The organism is Phytohabitans aurantiacus (genome assembly GCF_027923225.1).
GTDB classification, from domain to species: domain Bacteria; phylum Actinomycetota; class Actinomycetes; order Mycobacteriales; family Micromonosporaceae; genus Phytohabitans; species Phytohabitans aurantiacus.
On the sequence record NZ_BSDI01000004.1, the window covers coordinates 25,226 to 42,805 of the forward strand.

20 protein-coding genes are annotated in these 17,580 nt (G+C 70.0%); 8 read left to right on the forward strand and 12 right to left on the reverse strand.

The features are described from left to right. Positions 1-41: 41 nt before the first annotated feature. Positions 42-1,769, reverse strand: coding sequence for an asparagine synthase-related protein (locus tag QMG73_RS04700; protein WP_281892673.1), 1,728 nt, complete (start codon positions 1,767-1,769; stop codon positions 42-44). A 115-nt stretch (positions 1,770-1,884) separates the two neighbouring features. Between QMG73_RS04700 and QMG73_RS04705 the strand changes: the two genes are divergently transcribed. The 3 genes from QMG73_RS04705 (at position 1,885) to QMG73_RS04715 (ending at position 4,573) form a co-directional block, all read left to right on the forward strand. Then, complete coding sequence (locus QMG73_RS04705; RefSeq protein ID WP_281892674.1) at positions 1,885-2,595, forward strand: polysaccharide deacetylase family protein; 711 nt, start codon at positions 1,885-1,887, stop codon at positions 2,593-2,595. Positions 2,596-2,669: 74 nt separating this feature from the next. Continuing rightward, positions 2,670-3,863 (forward strand): glycosyltransferase, encoded by a 1,194-nt coding sequence (locus QMG73_RS04710; protein WP_281892675.1) that lies wholly within the window; start codon positions 2,670-2,672, stop codon positions 3,861-3,863. A 53-nt stretch (positions 3,864-3,916) separates the two neighbouring features. Further along, complete coding sequence (locus QMG73_RS04715) at positions 3,917-4,573, forward strand: class I SAM-dependent methyltransferase (protein WP_281892676.1); 657 nt, start codon at positions 3,917-3,919, stop codon at positions 4,571-4,573. Here QMG73_RS04715 and QMG73_RS04720 read toward each other — a convergent pair. The 3 genes from QMG73_RS04720 to QMG73_RS04730 all read right to left on the reverse strand — a co-directional run bounded on the left by QMG73_RS04720 (position 4,558) and on the right by QMG73_RS04730 (position 7,507). Continuing rightward, complete coding sequence (locus QMG73_RS04720) at positions 4,558-5,355, reverse strand: alpha/beta hydrolase (RefSeq protein ID WP_281892677.1); 798 nt, start codon at positions 5,353-5,355, stop codon at positions 4,558-4,560. The two genes, QMG73_RS04715 and QMG73_RS04720, sit on opposite strands and share 16 nt — an antisense overlap. 12 nt (positions 5,356-5,367) lie before the next feature. Further along, positions 5,368-5,616, reverse strand: a complete 249-nt coding sequence (locus QMG73_RS04725) for a hypothetical protein (RefSeq protein ID WP_281893046.1) — start codon at positions 5,614-5,616, stop codon at positions 5,368-5,370. 103 nt (positions 5,617-5,719) lie between these two features. Then, complete coding sequence (locus QMG73_RS04730) at positions 5,720-7,507, reverse strand: 3-hydroxyacyl-CoA dehydrogenase family protein (protein WP_281892678.1); 1,788 nt, start codon at positions 7,505-7,507, stop codon at positions 5,720-5,722. 136 nt (positions 7,508-7,643) lie between these two features. Here QMG73_RS04730 and QMG73_RS04735 point away from each other — a divergent pair, with 136 nt between their 5' ends. Continuing rightward, on the forward strand, positions 7,644-8,048 hold the full coding sequence (locus QMG73_RS04735) for a helix-turn-helix domain-containing transcriptional regulator (RefSeq protein WP_281892679.1): 405 nt from the start codon (positions 7,644-7,646) through the stop codon (positions 8,046-8,048). A gap of 4 nt (positions 8,049-8,052) precedes the next feature. Here QMG73_RS04735 and QMG73_RS04740 read toward each other — a convergent pair whose 3' ends face one another. After that, positions 8,053-8,523: a hypothetical protein gene (locus tag QMG73_RS04740; RefSeq protein WP_281892680.1), complete on the reverse strand. Its 471-nt coding sequence runs from the start codon at positions 8,521-8,523 to the stop codon at positions 8,053-8,055. A 102-nt stretch (positions 8,524-8,625) separates the two neighbouring features. Between QMG73_RS04740 and QMG73_RS04745 the strand changes: the two genes are divergently transcribed. Continuing rightward, the gene (locus QMG73_RS04745; RefSeq protein WP_281892681.1) at positions 8,626-10,131 is read left to right on the forward strand and encodes an aldehyde dehydrogenase family protein; all 1,506 of its coding nucleotides are present in this window, start codon (positions 8,626-8,628) and stop codon (positions 10,129-10,131) included. Positions 10,132-10,250: 119 nt separating this feature from the next. Then, entirely contained in the window at positions 10,251-10,469 is a 219-nt protein-coding gene (locus QMG73_RS04750; RefSeq protein ID WP_281892682.1) for a TM2 domain-containing protein, read from the forward strand. 71 nt (positions 10,470-10,540) lie between these two features. Here QMG73_RS04750 and nucS read toward each other — a convergent pair whose 3' ends face one another. Beyond that, complete coding sequence (gene nucS, locus QMG73_RS04755; RefSeq protein WP_281892684.1) at positions 10,541-11,200, reverse strand: endonuclease NucS; 660 nt, start codon at positions 11,198-11,200, stop codon at positions 10,541-10,543. A gap of 54 nt (positions 11,201-11,254) precedes the next feature. Between nucS and QMG73_RS04760 the strand changes: the two genes are divergently transcribed. Next, the gene (locus QMG73_RS04760) at positions 11,255-11,863 is read left to right on the forward strand and encodes a DUF4126 domain-containing protein (protein ID WP_281892685.1); all 609 of its coding nucleotides are present in this window, start codon (positions 11,255-11,257) and stop codon (positions 11,861-11,863) included. A 36-nt stretch (positions 11,864-11,899) separates the two neighbouring features. Continuing rightward, on the forward strand, positions 11,900-12,838 hold the full coding sequence (locus tag QMG73_RS04765) for a polysaccharide deacetylase family protein (protein ID WP_281892686.1): 939 nt from the start codon (positions 11,900-11,902) through the stop codon (positions 12,836-12,838). Between the two features lie 194 nt (positions 12,839-13,032). Here the strand turns inward: QMG73_RS04765 and QMG73_RS04770 are convergent, their stop codons facing one another. The 6 genes from QMG73_RS04770 to QMG73_RS04795 form a co-directional block, all read right to left on the reverse strand. After that, complete coding sequence (locus QMG73_RS04770; RefSeq protein WP_281892687.1) at positions 13,033-13,629, reverse strand: ATP-binding cassette domain-containing protein; 597 nt, start codon at positions 13,627-13,629, stop codon at positions 13,033-13,035. Continuing rightward, on the reverse strand, positions 13,629-14,342 hold the full coding sequence (locus QMG73_RS04775; RefSeq protein ID WP_281892688.1) for a hypothetical protein: 714 nt from the start codon (positions 14,340-14,342) through the stop codon (positions 13,629-13,631). Before QMG73_RS04775 ends, QMG73_RS04770 begins: the two co-directional genes overlap by 1 nt. Further along, positions 14,339-15,220 (reverse strand): ATP-binding cassette domain-containing protein, encoded by an 882-nt coding sequence (locus tag QMG73_RS04780; protein WP_281892690.1) that lies wholly within the window; start codon positions 15,218-15,220, stop codon positions 14,339-14,341. Before QMG73_RS04780 ends, QMG73_RS04775 begins: the two co-directional genes overlap by 4 nt. Further along, complete coding sequence (locus QMG73_RS04785; RefSeq protein WP_281892691.1) at positions 15,217-15,570, reverse strand: GntR family transcriptional regulator; 354 nt, start codon at positions 15,568-15,570, stop codon at positions 15,217-15,219. Before QMG73_RS04785 ends, QMG73_RS04780 begins: the two co-directional genes overlap by 4 nt. Positions 15,571-15,652: 82 nt before the next feature. Next, the gene (locus QMG73_RS04790) at positions 15,653-16,447 is read right to left on the reverse strand and encodes a sugar phosphate isomerase/epimerase family protein (RefSeq protein ID WP_281892692.1); all 795 of its coding nucleotides are present in this window, start codon (positions 16,445-16,447) and stop codon (positions 15,653-15,655) included. Next, complete coding sequence (locus QMG73_RS04795; RefSeq protein WP_281892693.1) at positions 16,447-17,496, reverse strand: zinc-dependent alcohol dehydrogenase; 1,050 nt, start codon at positions 17,494-17,496, stop codon at positions 16,447-16,449. Before QMG73_RS04795 ends, QMG73_RS04790 begins: the two co-directional genes overlap by 1 nt. Between the last annotated feature and the right edge of the window lie 84 nt (positions 17,497-17,580).

Genomic DNA, 17,580 nt, shown 5'->3' on the forward strand with positions numbered 1-17,580 from the left:
GCGTCCCTCAAGTCGTTAGAGCAACCTGAGGGACGCCCTGATCACGAGAGGTCGTGTGCGGCCACTACCAGGTTGGCCAGGAAGCCGACTGTCGCGGCGTCGGTGCCGTGCTCCCCCGCGAGGAGGCCGGCCAGCCAGTCCTCGCGGATGAGGCCGGAACGCAGGGCCGGCTCGACCAGGACGGGGTGGGCGCGCCAGTGGTCGACGACCAGGCCCGCCAGCACCGGAGTACCGGCCGCGGTGGCGGCCTGCCCGCGCGCGAACTGGTACACCTTCTCCGCGCCCCGCTTGGCGTACTTGAGCACCGAGTACTCGGCCAGCGCCCGCGGCACGTACTTGCGCGGCAGGTGCTTCGGGCGTACCCCGGTGGCGAGGCGCGCGTTGGCGAGCCACGGGTCGAGCTGCTCCAGTACCCGGGCCGCGAAGCCCGACCCGCTGCGCTCGGTCGGCGGCACGGAGCGGGCGATCGCGAGGAAGCGCGGGTCGAGGTACGGCGCGACGATCGTGCGGCTGAGGCAGGCGCCGGTGAAGTTGATGCCCACCCACCGGTGCACCCGCTCGCGCAGGAAGAACTCGTCGATCGCGGTCAGCCAGTCGGTGTCGTACTCCGCGAACGCGGCCCGGATCGCCGCCGTCGCGTCTGCGCGCGCCGACTCGGCGAAGTCGGGCTGGAGGCAGGCGGCGTCGGTGGCATCGTTCGTGATGAACCACCACCTCGCCAGCCGGTCGATCAGCTCGTCGTTGGCGGTCGGTTGCTGCGTCTGGCCCATGTGGTAGCTGCCGCGGGCCATCTCGCCGCCCTGCCCGGTGATCCGGACGCCGGGCGGCACCTGGCTCTCCACCCAGTCGAGCACGCCGAGGGCGACCGGGTTGCCCAGGATGTCGTGGCGGCGTGCCGACGACATCACCAGCTCGTGCGCGGCCTCCGGACCGAGGGCGGCCAGCCCGGTGAGGTCGATGACCTGGTGGTCGGTGCGGAACTGTGCGGCCAGCGCACCCGCGATCGGGGCGTCGGCGCGACCCGGCGCCGAGAGTGTGAGGGTGCGCACACCGGCACGCCGGGAGGCGGGAAGCGCGGCGAAGAGCAGGCGGCTGTCGAAGCCGCCGGACAACTCGAAGACGGTGTCGGGGTTTTCGTCGAGGCAGCGCTCGACGAGACCGCGGAGCAGGCCGGCCATCGCCGCTACCTGGGAGCCGCGGGGCACTTCGGTGTGGTCTTCGCCGTACGGCGCGTCGGTCAGGTCGCCGTTCGACAGGCGCCACGCCGTGCCGGGGCGGATCTTGCGTACGCCACGGAACGGGGTGCTCTCGCCCAGGTGGAACCCGGTCACCGCGAACGTGCCCATGGTGTTCCGGTCGAGCGGCGCACCGGCCAGCCGGGCCAGCTCGATCGCGGACGTGGACACCGCCGCCCAGCCGTCTCCGCGTACGCCATAGAGGTGCCGGAGCCCGCTGTGGTCGGTCGCCAGCACGAACTCCGCGTCGTCGTGCGCGGCTCCCGCGAACGGTGCCGCCAGCCGCGCCAGCTCGGTGCCCGAGTGCAGCCACTTGCGCAGGGTTGGCGCGTCGACAGTACCGAAATCATGGTCGCGCGGACCGAGCGCGAGGGCGACCACCCGGTCGCGGTCGGACGCCCCGGGTTTCAACCCACCACCGAGCCAGAGCCGACCCCACGGCAGCGTTTCGGAGGCGGCGGCGCCGCCGAACGGGACGGCGCCCGCGGGCGCCCGCGCGCCGCTTACCGCCAACAGGTCCCGGTAGAACTCCACGCTGCACCCCTCGCGATGGCCGGACAGCCGACTCTATCCACGCCCTGGCCAGGCGCGCAGCGACGGATATCCGACTGAGGGCCGTTCCGGGCGTCCGCCTCTCTATCGTGAATCGGTGAGTTCGCTCAAGCAGGCCGCGCGGGTCCTCAGCCGGCCCGTCGGCACCGTGCGCGCCGTCCAGACCAGCCAGCCGCAGATCGTGCTGACATACGACGACGGCCCCGATCCGGTGGCGACTCCGGCCGTGCTGGAGGCGCTCGCAAACGCTGGTGCCACGGCCACGTTCTTCGTGCTGATGAGCCGCGTCCGGCGATACCCGCGTCTGCTGACCGAGGTCGCGGCCGCCGGCCACGAGATCGCCCTGCACGGGCTGGACCACACCCGGCTCACGACGGTCGCGCCGGCCGAGGTGCTGCGCCGGGTCCGGGCCGGGCGCGCCGAGTTGGAAGACGCCGCCGGCACCGCCGTGCGGTGGTTCCGGGCGCCGTACGGCGCGTTGCGGCTGCCTCACTGGCTCGCGGTCCGGCGGGCCGGCCTCATGCCGGTCGGCTGGGGCCCGACGCCCGCCGACTGGCGCGACCTGCCCGAGGAGAGCCTCGCGGGCGACGCGCTGCCGGACGCCGCCGCTGGCGAGATCGTGCTGGCGCACGACGGGTTCGCCGGCCCTGACGATGGCGCGGACGACGGCCCAGCGCCGGGCATCGACCGCGGGAAGCTCGCGGTGCTCCTCCTGGAAGGGTTCGCCGACCGCGGGCTCCGCGCCCGCAGCCTCGGCGACGCGCTCGCGGACGGCAAGACCGCACGCTGGGCCTGGTTCAGGTCCTGAGCCGCCTGATGCCCTGACCTGCGTCGGGCATCCGACACCGCCGCCAACAGCGGCGCGGATACGCTGGCCGGGCTATGGCGGTGGAGCGGGTACCAGAAGACGGCGAACAGGGCGGCGAGACGGCACCCTGGCTGGTCGTCTGCGCGGTGAACTCATGGTCCGGCACGGCTCGCACCGACCGGCACATCACGACTCAGCTCGCGCGGCACGCCCGCGTGCTCTGGGTCGACCCGCCGGTGTCCGTGGTGACGCCGGCCGACTACCGGCACGGTGCGCCGCGCACGCTGCGCCCCCGCCTGATCCGCGAGACGCCTCGCATCACGCGCCTCGCCACCGTGGCGCAGCCGTTCCACACCCGCAGGGGCGTCCGGCTCGCCACGCCCGCGCTGGTACGCGGCCAGATCCGCTGGGCGCTGCGCCGGCTCGGTGTCGCGCCCAAGGCGGTGATCGCGTTCTCGGCCACCGACCTGCTGGGCCGGTGGGGCGACGACGTGATCGACGTCCTCTACGCGACCGACGACTACCTCGCCGGCGCCGACCTCATGCAGATCAACCCCGACGACGTGGCCCGCGAGGAGCACAAGGCACTCGCCCGCGCCGACCGCGTCATCGTGGTCTCGGAGGTACTGGCCGAGAAGTGGCGGGCGCTCGGTGCTGACCCGGTGGTGGTGCCCGGCGGGGTGCGCAGCGACGCGTACACCGGCGTGGAGTCCGCCCCGCTGCCGCCCGGCGTCGACCTGCCCGGCCCGGTCGCCGGCGTCGTGGGCCACCTGTCCGACCGGATCGACATCCGGCTGCTCAACGCGGTCGTCGAGGCCGGCTGTTCGCTGCTGATGGTGGGCTCGCGCGACGAGCGCTGGGCCGCCGAGGAGTTCGCGGCGCTGTGCCGGCACCCGCGGGTCATGGCGGTGGGCCCGCGCCCGTTCGCCGAACTGCCCTCGTACTTCCGCGTGATCGACGTGGGCCTGACGCCGTACGTCGACTCCGCCTTCAACCGGGCCTCGTTCCCGCTCAAGACATTGGAGTACCTGGCCGCCGGCCGGCCGGTCGTCAGCACCGACCTGCCCGCCGTGCGCTGGCTCGACACCGACCTGGTGACCGTCGTCACCGACCCGGCCGCCTTCGGTGCCGCCGTCCGCGACGCCGCGCTCGACGCCCGCCAGCCGGAGCTGATCCGCCGCCGTCAGGAGTTCGCGAGCGGCCATTCGTGGGCCCGCCGCGCGGAACGGGTGGCGCAGGCCATCGACCTCCCGGTCAGTGTCGGATAGCTGATCCATCCGGGCTCTGCCGCGCGGGCGTGACCCACCACTACCCTCCCCACGTGGGCCTTCATTCGTTGCGCAGGCGGCTGGTCGACTCGCCGGACTCGTGGGGCGCCAGGCGCCGCGCGCGCCGGGCGTTGTGGCTGAGCGAGACGTTCCCCGACCTCGCGCAGATGTCGGTCATCGACCTCGGCGGCCGGGTCGACACGTGGGAGCGCGCGCCGGTACGCCCGAAGCACGTGCACGTGGTCAACCTGGAGCCGCTGCCCGGCGAGCTGCCCGAGTGGGCGGAGCTCGACTACGGCGACGCCTGCGCACTGCCGCCGCAGATCGCGAGCCGCCGCTACGACCTCGTCTTCTCCAACTCGGTCATCGAGCACGTGGGCGGCCACGAGCGGCGGGTGCGGTTCGCCGAGTCGGTGCACACCCTCGCCGACGCGCACTGGGTGCAGACGCCGTACCGGTTCTTCCCCATCGAGCCGCACTGGGTCGCGCCGGGGATGCAGTTCCTTCCGACGTCGCTGCGCACCACGGTCGCCCACCACTGGCCGCTGTCGCACACGCCCGCGAAGGACCGCGCCACCGCGATGCAGAACGTGCTCTGGACCGAGCTCATCGACAAGACCCAGATGCGGCACTACTTCCCGCACTCGACGATCCGGCCGGAGCGGTTCTGCGGCCTGATCAAGTCGATGATCGCTTACAAGTTGGGCTGATCACGAGGTACGTCGGCGAACGCCGCCACGGTGCGGTCCGCGTACGCGCTCGCGTCGCCCGACTCCATCGAACCGTCCCATGTGGACGGCAAAGGCGTGGGCACGTCTGGCGCCACCCGGCGCACGATCTCGTCGAGCACCTTCTCCGCGTCACCGACCCACAGGTGCTTCGCGCCCGGTACGCCCACGACGTCCGCCTGCGGTATCGCGGCGAACCGCTGGCGGGCCTCGTCGGGCCGCAGGTAGTCGTCGAACTCCGGCACCAGCGCGGTCACCCGCTTACCCGAGCCGGCCCACGTCGCCAAGTCTTCGTCGGTGGCGAACCGCAGCGGCGGCGAGAGCAGGATCGCGCCCTCCACGGCCGGGTCGCAGCCGTACTTGAGCGTCAGGTCGGTGCCGAACGACCACCCGAGCAGCCAGACGCGCGGCAGCGACGCGAACTCCGCGTACTCGATGGCCGCCGCCACATCGAAGCGCTCCCCCACCGCGTGGTCGAACGCGCCCTCGCTCGTGCCGCGCGTGCTGCTCGTGCCTCGCGTGTTGAACCTCAGCACCGCCAGCCCGGCCAGCGCCGGCAACCGCCACGCCGCCTTGCGGAACACGTGGCTGTCCATCATGCCGCCGTGGGTGGGCAGCGGGTGCACGCACACCAGGGTGGCCACCGGGTCACGGTCGACCGGCTGGGCCAGCTCGCCGACCAGGCGCAGACCGTCAGCCGTGTGCAGCTCGATGTCTTCGCGGCGGGCCGGAAGGATCGAGTTCGCGCGGATCGCTTGACTCACCCCGCCAGTCTGTCACCGCCGGCGATCCCTAGCCTGCCAGCAGCCGGTGTGCCAGTGGCGGCGGTCACCCTCGTCGCCACGACCGTCGGCCGGCCACGCCACCACGTGCGGCGTGCCCGGCCGGATCTCCTGGTTGCATCCCGGGCAGCGGTACGTCTTCGCCGACGCCCTCCCCGGGATGCTCCGCACCATCCACTCGCCGTCCGCCCACGACTGCATCCGCTGCACGCCCTGCCGAGCCCGCTCGGAGTCGAGCGGCACCACGTCGTCGCGGCGATGGTTTCGGCGGGGGCTCACGGTAGGCAAGCTACCCCTCGTGATCAGCGCGTAAGCGACGTGGGCCAGGTCTCCCGGCCACCTCGTCCTACCGGTCGGTGTAGTCGCGGAAGCCCCTGCCGACCTTGCGTCCGAGGTAACCGGCGGTGACGAGGTGTTCGAGCAGTGGCGCGGGGGCGAATCCGGGCTCGCGCAGTTCCAGGTACAGCTCGCGCTGGATGGCCAGCGACACGTCGAGCCCGACGACGTCGAGGAGGTCGAACGGCCCCATCGGGTAGCCACAGCCCAGCTTCATGGCGTGGTCGATGTCGTCGGCGGTGGCGTAGGAGGCTTCGAGCATCTTGACGGCGTCGTTCAGGTACGGGAAGAGCAGCGCGTTGACGACGAACCCGGACCGGTCCGCGCACACGACGCCGGTCTTGCCGAGCGCCGCGACCACGGCGCGGGCGGTGGCCACCGCCTCCGGTGACGTCCGGATGGTGCGCACGATCTCGACCAGCGGCATGACGGGCGCCGGGTTGAAGAAGTGCAGCCCGACGACGTCAGCCGGCCGGTGGGTCGACATCGCGCACTCGATCACCGCCAACGAGGACGTGGTGGTCGCCAGCACGACGCCCGGCTTGCAGATCTCGTCGAGCGACGCGAAGAGCGCCTGCTTGACGCTCAGCTCCTCGACCACGGCCTCCACGACCAGGTCGACGTCGGCGAGGTGGTCCAGGTTCGTCGACCAGGTCACCCGCCCGAGCGCCGCGTCGCGGTCCGCCTCGGCGAGCTTGCCGCGCACGACGCCCTTGTTGAGGGACTTCTTCACCGCCTCGCAGACATACGCGGACTTCTCGCCGCCCCGGGTCACCGATACGACCTCGTAGCCGGCCTTCGCGAAGACCTCGATGATGCCGATGGCCATGGTGCCGGACCCCACGACGCCGACGGTCGCGATCCCACGCGCGCCGTCGGCGGCCGCCGACTCCGGCGACGGCGTCTGCTCATCGGGTACGACGACAGGCGAACCGGGCTTCTCGTAGGTGTAGAAGCCCCGTCCCGACTTCCTGCCGAGCAGTCCCGCGGTGACCATCTGCTTGATCAGGGGCACCGGTGCGTGCCGGCGGTCCCGCCCACCCCGGCGGTACATGGTGTCGAGGATCTCGTACGCCGTGTCGACGCCGATCAGGTCCATCAGCGCGAGCGGTCCCATCGGCAGCCCGCAGCCGAGTTTCATCGCCGCGTCGATATCCTCCCGCGACGCGTACTTCGCCTCGTACATCGACACCGCGTGGTTGAGGTACCCGAACAGCAGCGCGTTCGCGATGAACCCGGCCCGGTCGTTGATGGTCACGTCGACCTTGCCGAGCCGCGTGCACAGCGCCTCGACGTCGGCCACCACCTCAGGCGAGGTCACCACGGTGCGGATGATCTCGACGAGCTTCATCACCGGCGCCGGGTTGAAGAAGTGGATGCCGATCACCTGGTTCGGCCGGTGAGTGGCCACCGAGATCTCGGTGACGCTCAACGACGACGTGTTGGTGGCCAGGATCGCGGCAGGCTTGCAGATGCGGTCGAGCTCGCCGAAAATCTGCCGCTTCAGCTCCAGCTTCTCCGGCACCGCCTCGATGACCAGGTCGACGTCGTCCAGCGCCTCCAGCCCGACGGCGAAGGTGATCCGCGACTGAAGCGCGTCGCGGTCTTCGGGGCTCAACTTGCCCTTCGCCACCGCCCGGTCCGTCGATCCGGTGAGCGTGCTGCGTCCGCGCTCCAGGGCCGCCTCATTGATCTCGACCGCCAGTACGTCGACCCCGTTGCGGGCGAAAACCTCGACGATCCCAGCGCCCATGGTGCCCAGACCAACCACACCGACGGTCCTGAACTCGCGCGCCACGATTCACCCCTAAACGGTCGTTGAGCTCTGCGCGCGAGTCTGCCACGTGCCACCCGTCGACCACCCACCCCGTGGCAAACTTCACCGCCCTCCCGTAACTTATATGATACGCTTCTATCATCGGAGGTGATCCCACATGACGACGAGCATGTTCTGGGCAGACCTGGCGCGCGACCTGGAAGACCCGGACTTCCTTCGGGAATACATCAAGGAGTCCGTGCGCATCGCCACCACCGACGCCGTCATCAACGCGCTCGACGAAGCCCGCGTCCTTGCTGGCCTGTCAAAGGCCGAGCTCGCCCGGACGATAGGTGCAGAGCCGGCTGTCGTCCGCCGGCTTTTCTCATCGGGCAACGCCAACCCGACACTCGGCACCCTCGCCGAGGTAGCGGCCGCGCTCGGCCTGCGCATATCCGTCGAGCCTCTACCGCCGGCCGACCGCGAGGCAGTGACCGAGCCGCTGCGGGCCGGACGCCCGTCCACGACGACGGCAATACGCGCCGCCGAAATGCGCGGCCACCGGCCGCCGCCAACGGCGTGACAGTTCACGCGATCGACCGCGGATCACGCGAGCGGTACTCCGCGCCCAGCCGACGCACGGCGGCGTAGTCCTCGCCCGAGAGCGTCGCCCGCAGTGGCTTGGCAGCGCCGGTGACGACGACGAGCAGCGGCCGGTCGACGTCCTTGGCATCGAGATCGATCAGGCAAAAGAGTCTGTAGTGGTGGCGACCTCGACCGCCGGAGGGCTTCGGGCCATCGACGCGGACCTCGAACCACCCGGTCATGTCACCATGCATCACTTCCCAATAGCCCCCGCCCGCGAAGCGATGCGGTGGAGCGCCAGCGACAGCGGCAAGGACTGCCGACAACTTGGCACGTATGGGGACCGGGCAGGAACGGAGGAAGTCGCGGCCCGGGATGGACTCGAGCGGATCGTCGTCGCGATGCCGGCGGAAGTAGACGACGTTGTGGGGGTCTTCGCGACGCGGGCGGACTCGGACGGGTCCTTCAGACATAGCCGCGGACCGTAGTCATCAGGTAAGGGCGACGGAAGGAGTTACAGCGATATCGCGGTATCGACCTTACCGGCGGGTAACGTGCGGGTTTAGACTCCGGGCATGACGGCGGTGCACAGCCCGGGCGTGCCCCGGATCGAAGATGGCGAGCTGGTCTCCACCAACCCGGCGACCGGCGCGGAAGCCGGCCGCTTCGCGGTGGCGACGCCTGACGACGTGGCGCGCGCCGTCGAGCGGGGTCGCGAGGCCGGCCTCTGGTGGGCGGGGCTCGGATTCTCGGGCCGCAAGGAACGCCTCCTGCGCTGGCGGGCACTGCTCGCGCACGAGATCACCACGCTGGCCGAGCTGTCGAACAAGGAAGGCGGCAAGCCGGTCGCCGAGGCCATCGTCGAGGCGGTCTCCGCGATCGAGCACATCGACTGGGCCGCCCGCAACGCCCGGCGGGTGCTGGGGCCGCGCCGGATGCGCAGCCGGCTGGTACTGGCCGAGTTCTCCGCGCACCTGGAGTATCAGCCGTACGGCGTGATCGGTGTGATCGGTCCGTGGAACTATCCGGTGCTCACACCGGTGGGTTCGATCGCATACGCGCTGGCCGCTGGAAACGCCGTGGTGTTCAAGCCGAGCGAGTACACGCCGACCGTGGGGCAGTGGCTGGTCGACTCGTTCGCACGGGTGGTGCCCGAGCAGCCAGTCTTCCAAGCCGTACACGGTCTGGGTGACGTCGGCGCGGCGCTGTGCCGGTCCGGGGTGGGCAAGGTGGCGTTCACCGGCTCGACCGCGACGGCGAAGAAGGTGATGGCGGCCTGCGCCGAGTCGCTGACACCAGTACTGCTGGAGGCCGGCGGCAAGGACGCGATGATCGTCGACGCGGACGCCGACCTGGACAAGGCGGCCGAGGCGTGCGTGTGGGGCGGGCTGACCAACGCCGGCCAGACGTGCATCGGCATCGAGCGGGTGTACGCCGTCGAGCCCGTGTACGACGCGTTCGTCGCCAAGGTGGTGGAGCGCGCGGGCAAGCTGACCGTGGGCGCGGGCGAGGGTGCCGACCTCGGCCCGATCACGATGCCCTCCCAGATCGAGATCATCCGCCGGCACATCGACGACGCGATCGCGCGCGGTGGCCGGGCGGTACTGGGTGGGCCCGAAGCCGTGCAGCCGCCCTACGTCAAGCCGACCGTCCTCGTGGACGTACCCGAAGACTCGGCCGCGGTTCGCGAGGAGACCTTCGGCCCCACCCTCACGATCACCCGGGTGCGCGACGCCGACGACGCGGTGGCCCGCGCCAACGCGGTCCCGTACGGGCTGGGCGGCTCGGTGTTCGGCCGGCAGCGCGCGGTGGCGATCGCTCGCAAGCTCCGCTCGGGCATGAGCGCGGTCAACTCGACGCTCACGTTCGTCGGCATGTCGACCCTGCCCTTCGGCGGCGTGGGCGACTCCGGCTTCGGGCGCATCCACGGCGACGACGGCCTGCGCGAGTTCGGCCGGTCCAAGGCGGTCACTCGACGGCGTGGACCGTCGCTGTTGCCGGCCATGACGTTCGAGCGCACGCCCGCTCAGGTCGACCGCATCGTCAAGGTCATCAAGCTCATGTACGGGCGCGGCAACTGACCGTCCGTAGTGGACCCATCAGCACAGTGTCCACAGTGCTCAACGGGACAGCGGGGCGCGGGCAAAGGGAGTATCTTGCCCGTCGTCCATCTTCGATCCCATTGAGAGGCGTACTTTCTGTGGCAACTGACGTCGCGGCCCCCGCGCAGAAGAGCGTTGGCACCGCGTACCTGCTCTGGTTCTTCCTTGGCGTGATCGGCGTCCACCAGTTCTACCTGGGCAAGACCGGTCGTGCGATCAGCTACATCTTCACGTTCGGTTGGCTGGGCATCGGCCTGCTGATCGACCTGTTCACGCTGCCGAAGCAGGTCGCCGCCGTCAACAGCAAGGCTGCCTGAGCGAGGGCACGCTGGAGCCCGCTACCCCGGAGCGGGCTCCGGCCCTCCAGCCCTAAAAGAGCGTCAGAGCCCTAGAACAGCGTCAGCTCGTCCCGCTCGATGCCGCGCAGCTTGTCGTAGTTGACGACCACGCACCGGATGCCACGGTCTTCGGCGAGCACCCGCGCCTGCGGCTTGATCTCCTGGGCCGCGAAGATGCCCGCGACCGGCGACAGCAGCGGATCGCGGTTGAGTAGTTCGAGGTACCGGGTGAGCTGCTCGACACCGTCGATCTCGCCCCGCCGCTTGATCTCGACCGCCACCGCGGCGCCCGCGCCGTCACGGCAGAGCAGGTCGACCGGCCCGATCGCCGTCATGTACTCCCGCTTGACCAGCACATACCCGTCGCCGAACTCGGTCGGGTTGGCGGCCAGCAGCTCCTGCAGGTGCGCCTCGACGCCGTCCTTCTGGAGCCCGGGGTCGACGCCCAGCTCGTACGAGACGTCCTGGAAGATCTCCTCCAGGAGGATGCGCAGCTCCTCGCCGGCCTTGTTGACGACCCGCCACACGCCGGGCGCCTCTTCGAGACGGCAGGGCGGGCTCATCCAGTTGAGTGGCTTGTAGGCCCGGTCGTCGGCGTGGATCGAAACCGACCCGTCCGCCTTGATCATGAGTAGCCGGGTCGCTGGCGGCAGGTGCGCCGAGAGCCGTCCGACATAGTCCACCGAGCATCGCGCTATGACCAACCGCACCCGAAGAGACTAGACCAGACGCGCGGGCTGGCGTCGCAGTGCCATGCTGGACACGTGCTGGAAGCGCTCACGGGGACCGGCCTGGCCGCGTCCGCCGGGCTCAATGCCTACATTCCGCTGCTCACGATGGGTGTGCTGGCGCGATACACCGACCTCCTCGACCTGCCCGACGGGTGGCGGTGGCTCAGCAACGGCTGGGTCATGGCGATCCTCGCGGTGCTGCTGCTCGTGGAGATCATTGCCGACAAGGTGCCGGTGGTCGACCACATCAACGACATGCTCCAGACGGTGGTGCGGCCGACCGCGGGCGGGCTGGCGTTCGGCGCGGGCGCCGGCTCGGAGACCGTGATGGTGAGCGACCCGGGCGACACCAAGCAGTGGATACCGGTGGTCGCGGGCGTGGCGATCGCGTTCGGGGTGCACGGGGTCAAATCACTGTCACGCGGCGTCATCAACGCGTCGACGGCGGGTGTGGGCGCACCGGTGGCGAGCACCGCGGAAGACGTCACCAGCGTGACGATGTCGCTGGTCGCCATCGTGCTGCCGGTGCTGGTTCTGGTGTTCCTGGTGGCCATGGTGCTTTTCGTTCCCTGGATGCTGCGCCGGCGGCGTGCCCGGAAGAGGGAACGACAGGCCGCGCGAGCAGCCGGCTTCCGCGTCTGACGGGTTCTGTTGCGCGGGCGTGCGACGATCGCCGCCGTGCTCCGATCAATGATCATGCTGGCAGTGGTGGCTTTGCTGGCCGCCTGCGGCGCCCAGACACCCACGCCGGTGGTGACGAAACCACGCACCGTCACGAGCCCCAAACCAACAAAAAGACCCAAGGCGGGTCCGCCGGGCGCCACCCGCGCGGGTACCAGACCGCCCGTCGTCGACCATGGACCGCGTACCGGCCACCGCGTCGCCCTGACCTTCGACGCCGACATGACCGACGGCATGCTCTACAACCTGCGCACCGGCCGGGCGAAGTCGTACGCGAACCTGCGCATCATCGACCTGCTGGAGAAGGAACGGATACCGGCCACGTTCTTCCTGACCGGCAAGTGGGTGGAGAGGTACCCGGAAGTGACCCGGCGGCTCGCGGCGAACCCGCGGTTCGAGCTGGCGAACCACACCTACGGGCACCAGGCGTTCACGGCGGACTGCTACGGGCTACCGCGAGTGCCCACCAAGGACATGACCGCGGACGTGGCGAAGACGTTCGACACCATCGCGCCGTACGGCGGCAGGCAGACGCGGTACTTCCGTTTTCCGGGACTGTGCCACGATGGCGCGGCGCTGGCAGCACTCGCACCGCTCGGCCTGACCGTCGTCGACGGCGACGTGGTGAGTGGTGACCCCTTCGCGAAGAGGTACCAGCCCATCGTCCGAGCCGTACTGTCCACTGTGCGCCCAGGCTCGATCGTGATCCTGCACGTGACCGAGGAGAACGCGGCCATGACCGACGAGGCGTTGCCGCACATCCTGGCCGGGCTGCGCGAGCGCGGCCTCACACCGGCACCGCTGTCAGACGTGCTGGCGAATGACACCAAGGGCGACGACACCAAACGCCAGCGTGCCTCCCGCCACCGCGACGGCCACGTAAACCGCGACCTGTGCGCCCAGCACGCTGATCGGACGCACAGGTGTCGTGGCTAGCCCGCGTAGCACGCCTCGTTTCCAGTACCGCACGAGGCGGGCGGGCAGCAGCACCAGGCCGGGTACCGCGATCGCGACGAGCATCGACGCTTCCTGGTAACCGAAGCACGCCGTCAGAACCGGTGGCACCAGCCCGATCGTGAGGCCCACCGGGTCACGAAGAAGAAGCTTCGACTCCACAATGGCCAGTCGTGTCATGTCGCGATCACCCGATCGCAGACCACTTCGGCTTCGACGGAGCACCGCGTGACCAGCACCACGGTCACTCCACGGTTGCGTACCCGCTCCACCAGCGACCACGTGTCGTGCCGATCCTCCGGACCGAGCCCGGCGGTCAGCTCGTCGAATATGGCTATCTCCGGGTCTCCGGCGAGCGCCAGCGCGACGGCCAGCCACCGTTTCGCCACCGTGGTGAGCGCGGCGAACGGCGTGTCGTGCCAGGCCGAAAGGCCGAACGCGTCGAGCAGTTCACGCCAGTCGGCCGGCTGCCGGTAGAAGGAGCTGTACAGGTCGAGGGCCTCCCAGACGCGCAGCTTTCCGGGCAGCTCCGCGTGCTGGAGCTGGATACCGACCCGCCGCCGCAGCTCGGCTCCGTCGTGGCGGGCGTCGAGGCCGAGTACGCGAACGGTGCCGTGACCGGGCCGGCGCAGCCCGGCGAGACACTCCACTGTGGCCGACTTGCCAGCGCCGGAAGGCCCCGAGATGCCGAAGATCTCGCCACGCTCCACTGTGAACGACGTGACCGTGGAACCGGCCCGGGTCCGCAGATTCGCTACTTCGATCGCCAGCATCAGCCCGATACCTTCTTGACGGGCATGTCGCGAACGAACAGGTAGTTCACCGCCCAGAGGGTCGCGAGGGCGGCAAGGCTGATGAGCACGCCGACCGGTAGCGGCGGCGTGTCGATGTCGAACGCGTGGTTGAGGCCGTGGCCCATCCACAGCGAGTCGAAGCCCATCTCGGCGACCGCGACCGGCACCGCCTCCAGTGGTAGAAGAGCGATGCCCCACCACGGGCCGAACCGGTAGAAGGTGGTGCCGATGAGCCATCCGACGCAGAGGTAGACCGCGCCGACCAGGGTCTCTCCCACGAACATCCCGAACCCGTCGGCGACCGACTGCACGGGATACGGGTCCTGCTGCACGGCGAGCAGGTCGTTGGCCGAGTAGATGGCGTGTTCGACCGCGAAACCGGCGGCCATCAACGCGCCGTAGCCCAGGGCGATCACGGCGATGTAGATGCCGGCGCCCGTGGTGAAGTCGCGGCGGGTGACGCCGTTGCCGACGAAGATGGGCAGTTGGATGTAGAGCATGACGCCGAGGGCGAGCAGGAAGTATTTGGGGGCCGACCCGCCCGAGGTCGCCCAGATGCTGATATCCGCGTCCGCTTGCGTGGAGACGGAAGCCACGATGACGGAGTAGACGACCAGCATGATCGCCCAGTACGCGGCCACGGTGGGCGCGCTGCGGCGCAGCATCGTGCGCCCGACTATCAGGGTGCTCATCGCGCGGGTTCCCGATCCTTCGTCAGGTGTACGAACAGCTCCTGTAGGCCCATCGGCCCCAGTTCGAGGCCGGCGGACCGCGCGCCGGCGCGGTCGCCGTCGCTCAGCTCGCCATAGATGGTGGCGGCTTTGGTACCGCCCAACCGCTGCTCCCCGAGGAGCGTGTGGCCGGCGACGAAGCGGTCGACCGCCGCGCTGGGCCCGGTCACCGTGACGCCACGCGAGCGCAGGGTGTCGGTCTCCTCGTGCGCGACAAGCCGGCCACGATCGATGATCATGACCTCCTCGAAGAGCTTGTCGACCTCTTCGATGAGGTGTGTCGACACGATCACCGTCCGCGGGTTGGCGATGTAGTCGTCGAGCAGCTCTTCGTAGAAGGCGTACCGGGACGGCGCGTCCATGCCGAGATACGCCTCGTCGAAAATGGTCACCGGCGCTCGGGAAGCGAGGCCGAGCACCACGCTGAGCGCGGACTTGCCGCCTCGCGAGAGCGCGCCGACCCGCTTGTTCACCTGGAGGTCGAACCTCTTGATCAGCCGGTCGGCGTACCCCTGATCCCAGTTGGGCCGGAGCCGGCGGGCCAGTTGCAGCACGCAGCGGACCCGATCCTGGTCCTGAGCGTCGACACGGTCGCGCACGAAGCAGATCTGCCGGGTGATCGCCGCGTTCTCGAACGGCACCGCGCCACCGACCGTCACCGTGCCGCTGGTGGCCCGGCGGAACGCCGAGATCGCCGCCAGCAGGCTTGTCTTGCCGGAGCCGTTGCGCCCGAGCAGGCCGTAGATCTTCCCACCGTCGAGCCGGAGCGACAGATGGTCGACGGCGACCGTGTCCCCGTACCGGAGGGTGAGGCCGTCGGCCTCGATGGCCAGCGTCATCGTCCCCCCTCGATCCGGCGGACGACGTCCGACAGCGGGATGCCGAGCATCCGGGCCTCGCTGACCACGGCGTCGACGACCTGCTCGAAGAACCGGTCCCGCCGCTCGGCGAGCAGCTTGTCGCGGGCCTGCGGGCTGACGAACATGCCGATGCCGCGCCGCTTGTAGAGCACCCCCTCCTCGATGAGCTGATGGAAGCCCTTCGCGGCGGTGGCCGGGTTGATCCGGTAGAAGCTCGCGTACTGGTTCGTGGACATGACCTGCTCGTCCTCCCCCAGTGCCCCGCTCAGAATGTCCTCTTTGATCTTGTCCGCGATCTGCTGGTAGATCGGACTTCGGTCATCGAACACGGAAGCACCTCAGGTCCATGGGTTCATTACTTCACTAATGAACCACGGCACCAAGGCATCCGTCAACGGCGAAATGTGAGGTTCAGCGAGAGCGGAGGAACGCGGGGATGCCCGCGACCGCCTGGGCGGGGTTGCCCCGCAGGCGGCACTCGACGGCCAGGAAGCCGTCGTACCCCATGCACGACAGCGCGGCGAGCACCGCGTGCCAGTCGAGGTGGCCGGCGCCGGGCTGGAGCCGGTTGGAGTCGCTGACCTGTACGTGGCCGACGAGCCGGCCGGCCGCGCGCAGGGCGGCCGCGGGAACGTCCTCTTCGATGTTCATGTGGTACGTGTCGGCGGCGATGGCCAGCCCGTCCGAACCCACCGTCCTGATCAACTCCAGAGCCTGGTCCAGCCGGTTGACCATGTGGTCCTCGTACCGGTTCAGCGGCTCCAGGAAGAGCCGCACGCCCTCCTTCTCGGCGTGCTTGCCCAGCTCGGTCAGGCCATCGAGGAGCACCTCGCGGTCCTCTTCGGCCGTGCGCGGCGGCGTGAACGGCGGCAGCCGCAGCGAGAACATCCCGTACGACGCTGGGGTGACCGCGCCCCGCCCGCCGATGTCCGCGATCACGGACAGCTGTGACTTCATCTGGTCGAGCGCGTCACGCCGCAGTTCCCGGTCGAAGGCGCCGAAGAAGTGCCGCATGTCGACGCACACGGTCGGCAGGATCACGCCGTCGCGGATCGCGCGCCGCAGCTCGGGCAGGCGCTGCCGGAAGGCGTACGCGCCGTGGCCGCGCAGCTCGATCGCGTCGTACCCGGCCGCGACCGCGAACTCCCACTTCTGCTGGAGCGTCGAGCCCGGCAGCAGCTGCTCCTGACAGGCGATCTTCACCATCAGAACTCCAGGATCACTTGCAGGGCCTCGGCGGGCCGCTGGTCGAGCAGTTCGTACGCCTCAGCCGCCCGCTCGACCGGTACCACATGGCTGACGAGGCCGACCGGATCGAGCTGCCCGTTCGCGACGAGCCTGAGGAAGGTCCGGTTCAGCCGGTCCTGGTCCCAACGCCCGGAGACGGCCGGCGGTACGCCGCTGATCTGCGACGAGATCAGCTCGACGCGGTTGTGGTGGAACTCGTCGCCGAGCCGCAGCCCGACACCGTCGCCCTGGTAGAAGCCGGCGGCCACCACCCGGCCACCCTGACCGACCGCGCGGATCGCCTCGTGCAGCGCCCGGTACGAGCCACTGATCTCGATCGCGACGTCGGCGCCCCGACCGCCCGTGACCTGCCGCAGCTCCTCGGCCGGCGAGCCGGTGGCCGCGTTCAGGGTCATCAGCGCGCCGTACTCCTTGGCCTTGTCGAGCCGGACGGGCAGCGCGTCGACAGCGGCGACCTCGCCACCGTTGAGGCCGGCGAGGCGGGTGGCGAGCAGGCCGATCACGCCCTGGCCGAAGATCGCGACGGTCTCGCCGAGGTGGATGTTGGCGGCGAGCACGGCGTTGAGCGCCACCGCGCCCGCCCGCACAAAGGTCCCCGCGATCGGGTCGAGATGCTCGGGCATGGTGTGGTGCAGGAAGCGGTCCGCCGGCAGCAGGGCCTCGCTACGGTGACCCCAGATGCCCCAGACCACGTCGCCGACCTCGGGCATACCGGGCTCGTCCCGCACGTCGTCGGCGACCTCGATGATCACGCCGACCTCCGAGTACCCGAGGCCGGCGACCGGGTAGTCGACGTGCGCCGCGTCCCCGTCGAGAAAGAGCCGGCGATCGGGGTCCCAGGTGCGGTTGAGGTACGGATTGGTGCCGCGGTACGCGGTCAGCTCGGTGCCCGCGGAGATGCCGGAGTACCGTGTCCGGACCCGCACCTGGCCGGGCTTCATCGCGGTCGGCTGCTGATCCACCACCTCGACCAGCTTGGGCCCGGAGAGCTGGACGATCCTTCCCATGGGAAGCGGGTCGGTGTCTTGCATATGGCGCACATCCACGGGAAGCGATCTTTTGCGGAAATTTTACCGTCTGTTTAACAAATG